The sequence below is a fragment of the Scytonema sp. PCC 10023 genome (assembly GCF_963920835.1).
GTDB lineage: Bacteria > Cyanobacteriota > Cyanobacteriia > Cyanobacteriales > Nostocaceae > Kalymmatonema.
On the sequence record NZ_CAWUDP010000030.1, the window covers coordinates 1 to 11,970 of the forward strand.

Sequence of the window (11,970 nt, forward strand, 5' to 3'; positions counted from 1 at the left end):
CCGGACAAAAAACGCGGGAATTGTCGTGAGATTGGTGTAAAAAATAAAAAACCCCAAGTAGCTAGTAGCTAGCCAGGGGTGTCAGTTATCAGGGTGCATCTACCAATACTATGTTCTATAAATAACTAGGCTGTTCCGGATAAAAAGCGCGGGAATTCTGGGGATGTTGGTGTAAAAAATAAAAAACCCCAAGTAGCTAGTAGCTAGCCAGGGGCGTTAGTTATCAGGGTGCATCTACCAATACTATGTTTTATAAATAACTAAGCTGTTCCGGACAAAAAACGCGAAAATTGGAGTTATAGTTGTGTCAGTAGTCAAAAAAATCCCCCAGCAGCCGAAAGTCCACTAGGGGGTCAGTTATCAGGGTGCATCTACCAATACTATGTTCCAGACATAACTACCTTCTTCCGGATAAATCCTCCATTTTGGAGGTAAAAAATATTTTGATTTTATCTAACAATAAGAAAAGCCTAAGTAGCCGAATGTTCACCAGGGGAGTCAGTTATCAAAGTGCATTTACGAATCCTATGTTTTAGAGATAACTACCCTCTTGCAAGTGATTTTGTGCATATCAGAAAGAGTTGCAATTTGTAAACTACGGAAAAAAGTTAGAGGTTGATGATCACCAGAGCATAAATTTGGGTGTAGGGGTGTAAAGAAATTGTTTTCCCTTACAGCCTTAGACCCCTACCCCTAACTCCAGATCGCTCACCAGTTAAGACAGAAAAACTCCCACAGGGTTGTTAGCCAACATGGGAGTTGAAGATCAAGGTGCATCTACCACTAAGAATGTTCTGGGCGAAACTAACAAGATCCGGATAAAGTGATGAAAGGAGATTGAATTGCTGAATTCAAAATTTTAGAAGAACTCAGCCTATGGGATGTAATTTTATGAAGGAAGATTTTTTTCTCCACAATAGCTCAAATGAGAAAGCTTTGAACCTGGACTCAGAACCAAGTCGTAGAGAATACAGCATGAATTCTGACTCGTGGGTTATGAGTTTTAAGAGGAAAAAGGTAAAACAGGTATGAGCAAAACAACGTGAATCAGAAACAATCAGTGGCAGGATGCATCTAAGGTATCAGAAGAAGCAAAACATTGACTTGAAAATGAATCGCGTTTCAAAGCAAATTTAGGAGGCAAACAGGAGCAGTTGTGACCCAGGAATTTCACATTTCCGTAACCCCAGTAGGGCAAAATGACTACTTGGTGCGGACGGAACAAGTCGCGCCTGGGGTGCCATTGGCAGAAGAACTGGTGACTTGGCCTGTAGCTGATTGGTTGACGGCTGCGGGACATTTGATGAATGACCCGTTGAAGTCGGTGCTGCAGGGAGATGCTTTAGCAAGAAACTCCGTCAACTTGGTGGCGTTGGGTCAACAATTTTATAACGCACTATTTCAAGGCACCCTCAGAGATAGTTGGATTACGGCACAAGGGATTGCCCAAAACCACCAACAGGTGTTGCGTCTGCGGTTGGGACTGAAAGACACAAGGTTAGCGCGGTTACCTTGGGAAGTGATGCATGCAGGCGATCGCCCGATCGCGACAGGACCGTATATCGCTTTTTCTCGCTATCAAAGTGGCATTGGCGGCGGTTCTCGTTTACCTTCGACAAGTATGCCAATACCAGCAGACGAAGGTGGGATAAAAGTACTGATGGCGATCGCTTCTCCTACAGATCTTGTGCGTCTGGATCTCCTTAAACAAGAAGCTATCAAACTGCAAGCCGAACTTCATCGTGATGGAGAAGGTGGCAATGATTTACCGCAGATAGAACTCACCTTGCTCGAACAACCAGGGCGGGAAGAATTGACACAAGCCCTAGAACAAGGACGATACCACGTTCTGCACTACTCTGGTCACAGTAACATCGCCTCCAACGGCGGAGAAATTTATCTTGTCAGTAACAGAACTGGTTTAAGGGAAACCCTAAGTGGCGATGACTTGGCGGGTTTGCTGGTCAATAATAACATCCAGATGGCAGTGTTTAACTCCTGCTTGGGAACATATGCAGCTACCTCCTCGGATCCCACAGGAGACACAGGCGAACGCAATTTGACAGAAACCTTGGTAAAGCGGGGGATTAGGAGCGTTTTGGCAATGTCAGAACGCATCCCCGATGAAGTGGCGCTGCTGCTGACACAATTGTTTTACCGCAACTTATCTCAGGGATATTCTGTGGATTTGTGCGTGAGTCGGATGCGCCAAGGATTGGTTGCTGGCTATGGTTCTCACCAACTTTACTGGGCATTGCCAATTTTATATCTCCAGCCAGAATTCGATGGCTATCTCAGCCCAGGAGTTTTCTTACCTGAAGATGAAGAGTTATTTAATGAGTATAATTCCTCTTTAAAAACTACAGCGACAATTTATTCAGACCCGGCACATGACGCCGAAATGGCATTACCCATTGAGGATATGTTACCCTCAGATTTGACAAGGGAACCCTCTGACTTAGACTGGCTGGGTGAAGAAACCTGGGGCGACCTTGTTGATGAAATTGAGTACGATGACCCAAGCTACGAAGAAGATTCAGCGATTGTTTCGGATTTGTTTCGGCAACTAGATAAACAAAAGACATCCGAGCAATCTTCCATGAAGGCTGAACTCGTGCAATTTGGGGAAGATGGTCTTGACGAAACAGAAGTTTCCGGTGAAATAGCTTCGCTGGAAAACGATGTGAGGATGTGGGAAGAAGTCCGCAAAGCGGCTTCTTATGGTAAGCTGGGCGGTTCTGGAAGTCGCGAACACCCCTCCAATAGTGAACTGACTCGTCAGGAAGCTGGATTCCAAGCAGGTTGGGACGACTCAAATGCCGGGTCGTTAGCTCAAAGAACCACGCCTGCATCACAAACAGCGAAGGCAAAACGAGGCAAAAGACGCAAATTATTGGGTGTTGTTGGCGCTGTGGGAGTAAGTGCGATCGCAGCTTTTGTCGGTTTCAACTGGTGGTCGCAGAATCAACAAATGTCGAAACTGCCGTCGGTAGTGTCAATTCATCAGTCTCAACCAAACTCTAACACCCCACAAATCAATTTCAAAACGGCTGACACCCAATCTGTCAGTGCGATCGCCACCGAAAAATTGAGCCAGGGTGACTTGCAAGCAGGGCTTCAGGCTGTGGAAGAACTGCTCAACCGTAATGTACTTTCTAACGCTGAATCAGCCCTGAACGCCGTTCCCCAAGCGTCAGCAGACAATCCATCTATCTACTTTTTCAAAGGGCGATTGGCGTGGCAATCTATCCAAACAGGAGACAACAAATACAGCGTCGATGACGCCCGTCGTTACTGGGAAAGCGCACTCAAGGCTCAACCAGACTCAGTTTTGTATAGCAACGCATTAGGATTTGCTTACTACGCACAAGGTAATATCAACCGGGCAAATGACTCCTGGTTCAAGGCATTGAGTTTAGCAGTTAGAGAGCAAAATAGAACTGCTGCTTCTCCCACAGCATTTTCTCCCTCAAAGCCAGTGCCTCGGGATGCTTTAACAGCTTATGCTGGGTTAGCCCTTGGCTTGTATAAAACTGCAAGTAATCAACCTAGCGGAAAACGTGAGCAATATCTCAATGAAGCAATCAAGCTACGTCAAATGGTCATAAAAGAAGATCCAATTAATTTTGAGATGAGAGAATTGGGTAAAAATTGGCTGTGGACAGAGAAGGCTTTACAAGATTGGAAAGGACTCCTCCAGCAAAAAACTCAGCGTTCATCACTTGAAAATTGACAATTGTTTCTTACAAAAATTCGCCTTCATCTTTCGGCGTGGCAAAATAAAAACATATAAGAGCGTAGCCCAGTGTATTAAGAGCTACGCTAAAGCCTTTATTTGTCACATGAGCTATTGCTTAAACCCCAATTGTCCCAAGCCTGTTAACACGAATGGTGGAAACTTTTGCCTGACGTGTGGTTCCAAGTTACTTCTCAAAGAACGCTACCGTGCTATTAAACCGATAGGGCAGGGTGGTTTTGGCAGAACTTTCTTAGCAATAGATGAGGATAAACCCTCTAAACCGCGCTGCGTGATTAAGCAATTCTACCCCCAAGCTCAAGGGACTAGCACAGTGCAGAAAGCAGTAGAGTTATTTACCCAAGAGGCAATGCGCTTGGATGAATTGGGCAGGCATCCCCAAATTCCCGAACTCTTGGCTTATTTTACTCAAGATGATCGGCAATATCTTGTACAAGAATTTATCGACGGATTGAACTTAGCTCAAGAATTGGAACAAAAAGGTGCTTTCAATGAAACTCAAATTCGCCAACTGCTGAATGATTTATTGCTAGTGCTGCAATTTTGTCATGCAAGACAAGTCATTCACCGAGATATTAAGCCGGAAAATATTATTCGTCGTATAACTCCCCAGCCTTCGGCACCCCCCCTTACCAAGGGGGGGACAGGGGGGGGTCTAGTTTTGGTTGATTTTGGTGCGGCTAAAGAAGCTACCTACACAGCGTTAAACAGAACAGGAACCAGTATTGGTAGCCCGGAATATGTAGCACCCGAACAAATTAGAGGAAGAGCTATTTTTGCCAGCGATATATACAGCTTAGGTGTTACCTGCGTTCATCTCTTAACCCAACTTTCTCCTTTTGACTTATACGACATTAACAACGACACTTGGATTTGGCGACAATATCTAAAAAATCCGGTGAGCAATCAGTTGAGTCGTATTCTGGACAAGATGCTAGAAAGCATTCCCGTTAGGCGTTACCAAACTGTAGATGAAGTTCTCCAAGACTTAAACGGGGGGCAGCAATTAGCTTCAACACCACCTGTCAGGCAACCAGTAAAACCTGTTACTTCACCACCTACCTCTAGACCTGTTTCTATCAATAAAACTACCAGTCAAATAGATATAGAATTAGAGGAAATGAAAACTCTATTTCTTCAAGGTGGTCATGCCAAAAGCAATAAGAAAACTGAGTTTCAGCCTCAGCCGCAAACACCCCAGCCTTCTTCTAGTCAAAGTGAAATAGATGCAGAATTGGAAGAATTAAAGGCTAAATATAAAAACGGTGAATTTTAGCGTGTAAACTATAAAACTTTATTGTTACTAATTTTTACTGAAATTTAAAACCACTAAGTAGGTTGGTGTAAATAATTAAAGGTATGTAGTAAGCGCTGTCTAGCCTGCGGCACGCAAGAGCGGCGAACGCGCTTAGCGCGTACTACGAACTAGTTTTAAAGCTTTACTTTTCTTTACATAGTTTGATTTTTTCTCGCCTACTTACTTATCGCTCTTTCATCACTCTCGAGAGAGTATATTCTGAAATCCTTACAGCGAAAGGCTTTACGTAAGAATCAATGTTTCCGGCTTTATGTGAGAAATTAAAGTCCAAATCCCTAACAGTGTCTGGCTTTCAGATTTTGGCTTTTATTTTTCTCTCAGCAAAGTGATGGAAGAGCGTTATATGGCAATACGGTTCAGTTAAGGATTAGACTTCTTGCATTCATTCCACAAAAAAGAATAATGAACCACAGATGGACACAGATGGACACAGATGGAATCAAAGAGATGCAATCTTGTCTATTCAAAAAAAGTGACTCTGAGGTTTTCAGAGTCACTCAAAATTCACCGTAGAACTTGAAGGTGTTGTTGGTTGTTGATGTGGCAGTGATTCTGCCGTTGAAGTTGACTAGGACTTCTCAGTAATGGGTACCCATTCTGTGTGGAAGGAACCGGGCTTATCCAAACGCTCGTAGGTGTGTGCACCGAAGTAGTCGCGTTGAGCTTGTGTGAGGTTTTGAGGCAAGCGATCGCGACGATAGCTGTCGAAATAATCCAAAGATGCACTAAATGCTGGCACTGGAATTCCCAGTTTAGCGGCTGTTGCCAACACTTCACGCCAAGCTGTTTGTCTATCAAGAATTGTTTGCTTAAATTCAGGAGCTAACAGGAGGTTTGGCAGTGATGGATTTTCGCCAAATGCATTCTTAATCTTATTCAAAAATCCAGCGCGAATGATACAGCCGCCCTTCCAAATCCGAGCCAATTCACCCAGCTGCAAATTCCAGTTATAGGTTTGGGAAGCTTTAGAAAGCAGCGCCATTCCCTGGGCATAAGAACAGATTTTCGAGCAGTAGAGGGCGTCACGCACCTTGTTAATAAACTCTTTGCTATCTCCCTCATACTTGCCAGTGGGACCTGTAAGGATTTTAGATGCTGCTACCCGTTCTTGCTTGTAAGAAGAGATGATGCGACCATTGACTGCTGCGATAATTGTTGGTATTGAAACACCCAATTCCAAAGCAGTCTGTACCGTCCAGCGTCCAGTTCCCTTTTGACCTGCGGAGTCAACAATCAAATCCACCAGAGGTAAATTTGTGTCTGGGTCAATGTAAGGGAAAATATTTGCCGTAATTTCAATCAAAAACGAATTGAGTTCGTCCGTGGTGTTCCACTGCGCAAAAACTTCATGGAGTTGATTATGGTCAAGTCCAGCGGCATTTTTCAGTAAATCGTATGCCTCGGCAATGAGCTGCATATCGCCGTACTCAATACCGTTGTGTACCATTTTGACGTAGTGACCAGAACCACCAGGACCAATGTATGTCACACAGGGACCATCATCGACTTGGGCGGCAATTTTGGTGAAAATTGGCTCCAGATACTGGTAGGAGCTTTGCGTACCTCCTGGCATGAGTGAAGGACCATTGAGTGCTCCTTCTTCACCACCACTGACGCCCATACCAATAAACCGAAACCCAGCAGGTTCTAATTCTTGGGTACGGCGATCCGTATCTTCAAACCAAGAGTTGCCACCATCGATAATAATGTCGCCTTCGTCCAGCAAGGGTTTGAGCTGATTAATCACTGCGTCTACAGGTTTACCAGCTTGCACCATGATGAGAATTCTTCTGGGACGTTCCAAGGAAGCAACAAAGTCTTCTAGAGTAAAAGCGGCTTTGACATTTCTTCCTGGGGCACGCTCCGCCATGAATTTATCAGTTTTGTCACGCGAGCGGTTGTAAACTGCGATTGGAAAGCCGTTACGCTCCACATTGAGAGCGATGTTTTCACCCATAACAGCTAAACCAATCACACCAAAGCTTTGCTGTGTCATAAAATTCTGGCTAACTCTTGCAGATTCTCTTTATCTTTAAGGGTAGTCCGAGATTTCTGCTTCTCTCCTAAAGAAGACATTAAGAGTTCATGCACAAAGCAAGGATACCCAAGCTACACACATAAAAAATTTTAATTTGTATCTGAATCAACAACTTTCTGGCAAAATTTGCAAAATTGAGATATCTAGTTAAGCGATTGGGGAGTAGATACTTGGGAGTGAGTACTTCTACTGTTCAGTGGTTAGAGGGTTGACAACTAACAGCCGCCACTGACAGCGAAAAATTCCCAACTTCTGATCCCCAATCTCAAATCCCTAGTGAAATGACACAGTAAGGAGTAACCACAAAATGCTGGCATATGTCCTGGCGTTGACTGTCGGTCTTGGAAGTGTAGCGCTTTATTTAGCAGCTTTCTTTTTCCCTGAAATCCACCGTAAGAATGATTTTATCTGGAGTGGTGTAGGACTCTTCTACGCCTTGGTCTTATGGATATTTGCCCAACGCATTACTGGAGGTCTTTTGCTGGGTCATGTGGCTAGTGTCGCTCTTTTGGGTTGGTTTGGCTGGCAAACACTGTCATTACGTCGTCAAGTGACGCCACAGGCACAACAAACCCAAATACCCAGCACTGAAACAGTAAAAACAAATATTCAGGAGCAAGTTTCTAAGTTATCGCTTCCCCAAAGGCTTGCTCAAGTGCAAAAGAGTATTGGTAGAACCTTTTCGGGTGCGAAAGACCGAGTGCAAACTGTGGGTAAAAAGACACCTGAAAAACCTAAAACAGAGGCGACTCCTCCTGCACCCACAGGTAAACCTACGGTTGAAATTATTGATGATCGCACACCCGTAACAGAACAATCAGTAGTGACCTCTGCTAGCGTGACTGATATCGAAGCAAAAACTCCGACATTAGATCAACCAGCAGAAGCAGTTCCATCTGCCCCTACAGAAGCTAAAACTGAGAATGTGCCAAAAGCCGTTCCACCCAATCCGCCATCTCCAGAATTGGTAGAAGCCGCAATTGAAGCTGCTGCGGAAGGAGAGGCTGTGGCAGAGGAATTAGCAAAAATTCCAGTTGAGGAAATTGCTCCTGATGCTGCACTTGCTCCCCCAGCAGAAGCACCACCTGGGGAAGTACCACCAAATCCCCCAGGGCAAAGTTCATAAGTAGCAAATCATGCGGGACGAGGCGATCGCTCTTTTGGGGCGATCGTCCATAACGGCGCTGCGCTCTGCGCAATGGCTTTCCAGGAAGCAGAAAGACAAAGATTCACTGTTACAATACGACCATCACCCACAAAGCAAGACAAAAACATGATTACTCAAATGATGGTCCAACCTTCATTCTGGGTAGAATCTGGAATCAAAATCAGCAAAGTTAGGAATCTCTATCTGTTCAAATTTACCGAGGAACTCCAGTCTCGGCTTGAAGAACTTTCAGAGAATAAAAAAGCTGGTTTATTGACTTCAGAACAAGAGGCTGAACTGACAGGAATATTGGAACTCGACAGAATTTTTACCTTGCTTAACGCCAGAATAATTGCCGAGTCATGACAGTTAATGATGCAACAAGAGGTCATTTATAAACTAAATATTAAGTAGGGTGTGTTACGGCTATGTAACGATTTGAGAGTTTGAGAGAGTGAGATAACGAAAGTACGGCACCGCCTAACACTGGTGCTGTACTTTCGGCTTGAACGCAACGCCAGTTCCTAGAACGGAGGGAACCCCCTGAACAAGACCCCCAACAACAAAGATAGAGTACCATAGGTTTAATATTCGACCATTTCAGCAGGCATACCTCGCGCCGCCTGCTTAAATGCTTTGCATCCACATTAAAGACTTTCTCACGGATAATAGTGAGAATACGACCTTATTATTTCTTGGCATGAAATCGTGACAGAAACTGGAAAATACAAAGATACTGTAAACCTGCCTAAAACGAACTTTGATATGCGAGCGAACGCTGTCAAGCGGGAGCCAGAAATCCAAAAGTTTTGGGAAGACAATAAGATTTATGAACGCCTGTCTCAGAATAATCCAGGCGAATTATTTATATTGCACGATGGACCACCTTATGCTAATGGTTCTCTCCACCTCGGTCATGCTTTAAATAAAATTCTTAAAGACATTATTAACCGCTATCAACTGCTGCGCGGGCGTAAAGTTCGTTACGTACCTGGTTGGGATTGCCACGGTTTGCCAATTGAACTGAAAGTTTTGCAGAATATGAAGTCGGCAGAACGGCAAAACTTGACGCCTTTGCAACTACGGCAAAAAGCGAAAGAATTTGCCCTTTCGACAGTTGATGAACAGCGCGAAAGTTTCAAACGTTACGGCATTTGGGGTGATTGGGAACATCCGTATCTGACGATGAAACCGCAATACGAAGCGGCTCAAATTGGTGTTTTCGGTCAGATGGTGTTGAAAGGATACATCTATCGTGGTTTGAAGCCAGTACACTGGAGTCCCAGTTCTAAAACGGCATTGGCAGAAGCTGAGTTGGAGTATCCTGAAGGTCACACTTCGCGTAGTATTTATGCAGCTTTCCCAATGACAAGTTTATCGGAAGCTGTGAAACCTGTACTTGGGGAATTTTTACCTGAGTTGGGTGTGGCTATTTGGACAACAACGCCTTGGACAATTCCCGGTAACTTGGCTGTTGCTCTCAATCCATCTCTGAACTACGCGGTGGTGGAAGTGGAACCCCACCCCCCAACCCCCTCCCCGCAAGCGGAGAGGGGGAGTGAAGAAAATGCTTCCGACTCCGTGCAAGCAGGAAGAGAGAGTGAGGAAGTTGCTTCCCCCTCTCTCCTTGGGGAGAGGGGGACTGAGGGGGTGAGGTTCCGCTACTTGATTGTTGCGGCTGATTTGGTGGAACGTCTATCTGAGGTTCTGGGAACTCAGCTAACGGTAAAAGCCACAATCAAAGGGAAAGATTTAGAACATTCCACCTACCGTCATCCCTTATTTGACCGCGAAAGCCCGATTGTGATTGGCGGTGATTACGTGACGACTGACTCAGGTACAGGGTTAGTACATACTGCCCCGGGTCACGGTCAAGAAGACTACATTGTTGGTCAGCGTTACGGTTTACCCATCCTTGCGCCAGTAAATGACAATGGCAACTTTACCGAAGAGGCGGGACAGTTTGCTGGGTTGAATGTCTTGGGTGATGGAAATCAGGCGATCATTGATGCGCTGACGGCGGCGGGTTCTCTGCTGAAGGAGGAACCCTACCAACACAAGTATCCTTATGACTGGCGGACGAAGAAACCGACGATTTTCCGTGCAACGGAACAGTGGTTTGCTTCGGTAGAAGGATTTCGGGATGAGGCGCTAAAGGCGATCGCCTCCGTAAAATGGATTCCCGCACAAGGTGAAAACCGCATCAGACCAATGGTTGCGGAACGTTCTGACTGGTGTATTTCTCGTCAGCGGAATTGGGGTGTGCCAATTCCTGTTTTCTATGATGAAGAAACTGGCGAACCTCTGCTAAATGAAGAAACTATTTCGCACGTGCAAGGAATATTTGCCGAAAAGGGTTCTGATGCTTGGTGGGAACTTTCAGCCCTAGAATTGTTGCCAGAAAAATACCGCAACAACGGTCGGTCTTACCGTAAGGGGACTGATACGATGGATGTGTGGTTTGATTCTGGTTCATCCTGGGCAGCTGTGGCAGAACGGCGACCAGAGTTGGGCTATCCTGTTGATTTGTATTTGGAAGGTTCAGATCAGCATCGCGGTTGGTTCCAGTCGAGTTTGCTCACCAGCGTGGCGGTTAATGACTGTGCGCCCTATAAAAAGGTGTTGACCCACGGCTTTATCCTAGACGAACAAGGACGCAAGCAAAGTAAGTCGCTGGGGAATGTGATTGACCCCAAAATCGTTATCGAGGGTGGGAAAAATCAAAAACAAGAACCTGGCTATGGTGTAGACGTGTTGCGTCTGTGGGTGTCGTCGGTAGATTACACCTCAGATGTGCCTCTCGGTAAAAATATCCTTAAGCAACTGACGGATATCAGAAACAAGATTCGCAATACGGCGCGGTTCTTGTTGGGCAACTTGCACGATTTTGACCCCGAAAAGGACGCGGTACCATTTGAGGAAATGACGCAGCTTGACCGTTATATGCTGCACCGCATGACGGAGGTGTTTAAGGAAGTTACCGAAGCGTTTGACAGTTTCCAATTCTTCCGGTTTTTCCAAACAGTGCAGAATTTCTGCGTGGTTGATTTATCCAACTTTTATCTGGATATCGCTAAGGACAGGCTGTACATCAGTGCGCCAAATACTTTCCGCCGTCGTAGCTGTCAAACGGTGCTGAAAATTGCTTTAGAGAATTTAGCACGAGCGATCGCCCCTGTGCTGTGCCATATGGCAGAAGATATCTGGCAATTTCTGCCGTACAAAACACCCTACAAATCGGTGTTTGAAGCTGGCTGGGTGCAGTTAGACCAAAAGTGGCAAAATCCAGAATTAGCGACCTTGTGGCAACAATTGCGACAACTGCGTACTGAAGTTAACAAAGTGCTGGAAGAAGCAAGAGTCAATAAAATGATTGGTTCTTCCCTGGAAGCAAAGGTATTGCTGTATGTAGCAGATGAGCAGTTACGTTCTTCAGTGAAATCACTGAATGCTACTCAGAATGGAATAGACGAACTGCGCTACCTGTTTATCACCTCTCAGGTGGACTTGTTGGATTCTCCTGAAGCGGTGCAAGGGTTGGAGTACAGCTTGCAGTCCGACACGTGGCAAATTGGAGTCGTGAACGCAGAAGGGCAGAAGTGCGATCGCTGCTGGAACTACTCAACTCATGTAGGAGAATTTGCTGAACATCCCCTGCTTTGCGAACGGTGTGTTCCCGCGTTGGCTGGGCAGTTTTAAGAGGACAAGGG

The 11,970-nt window shown here is 45.3% G+C and carries 7 protein-coding genes; 5 read left to right on the plus strand and 2 right to left on the minus strand.

What is annotated here, in order from left to right:
• The first annotated feature begins 1,156 nt into the window (after nucleotides 1-1,156).
• Both hetF and ACM0OZ_RS19070 read left to right on the plus strand, forming a co-directional pair.
• Nucleotides 1,157-3,733: a cell division protein HetF gene (hetF, locus tag ACM0OZ_RS19065; protein ID WP_414584392.1), complete on the plus strand. Its 2,577-nt coding sequence runs from the start codon at nucleotides 1,157-1,159 to the stop codon at nucleotides 3,731-3,733.
• Between the two features lie 109 nt (nucleotides 3,734-3,842).
• Nucleotides 3,843-5,033: a protein kinase domain-containing protein gene (locus ACM0OZ_RS19070; protein ID WP_414584393.1), complete on the plus strand. Its 1,191-nt coding sequence runs from the start codon at nucleotides 3,843-3,845 to the stop codon at nucleotides 5,031-5,033.
• 610 nt (nucleotides 5,034-5,643) lie between these two features.
• On the opposite strand, the gene gndA is transcribed toward ACM0OZ_RS19070, so the two are convergent.
• Nucleotides 5,644-7,071 carry an NADP-dependent phosphogluconate dehydrogenase gene (gndA, locus tag ACM0OZ_RS19075; RefSeq protein WP_414584394.1) on the minus strand — a complete coding sequence of 476 codons (1,428 nt, stop codon included), beginning with the start codon at nucleotides 7,069-7,071 and terminating at the stop codon, nucleotides 5,644-5,646.
• A 349-nt stretch (nucleotides 7,072-7,420) separates the two neighbouring features.
• Here gndA and ACM0OZ_RS19080 point away from each other — a divergent pair, with 349 nt between their 5' ends.
• On the plus strand, nucleotides 7,421-8,239 hold the full coding sequence (locus ACM0OZ_RS19080; RefSeq protein WP_414584395.1) for a Ycf66 family protein: 819 nt from the start codon (nucleotides 7,421-7,423) through the stop codon (nucleotides 8,237-8,239).
• A gap of 8 nt (nucleotides 8,240-8,247) precedes the next feature.
• On the opposite strand, the gene ACM0OZ_RS19085 is transcribed toward ACM0OZ_RS19080, so the two are convergent.
• Nucleotides 8,248-8,388 (minus strand): hypothetical protein, encoded by a 141-nt coding sequence (locus tag ACM0OZ_RS19085; RefSeq protein WP_414584396.1) that lies wholly within the window; start codon nucleotides 8,386-8,388, stop codon nucleotides 8,248-8,250.
• Here ACM0OZ_RS19085 and ACM0OZ_RS19090 point away from each other — a divergent pair.
• The gene (locus tag ACM0OZ_RS19090) at nucleotides 8,387-8,626 is read left to right on the plus strand and encodes a hypothetical protein (protein WP_414584397.1); all 240 of its coding nucleotides are present in this window, start codon (nucleotides 8,387-8,389) and stop codon (nucleotides 8,624-8,626) included. The two genes, ACM0OZ_RS19085 and ACM0OZ_RS19090, sit on opposite strands and share 2 nt — an antisense overlap.
• A gap of 342 nt (nucleotides 8,627-8,968) precedes the next feature.
• The gene (gene ileS, locus ACM0OZ_RS19095; RefSeq protein WP_414584398.1) at nucleotides 8,969-11,959 is read left to right on the plus strand and encodes an isoleucine--tRNA ligase; all 2,991 of its coding nucleotides are present in this window, start codon (nucleotides 8,969-8,971) and stop codon (nucleotides 11,957-11,959) included.
• Nucleotides 11,960-11,970 lie beyond the last annotated feature (11 nt).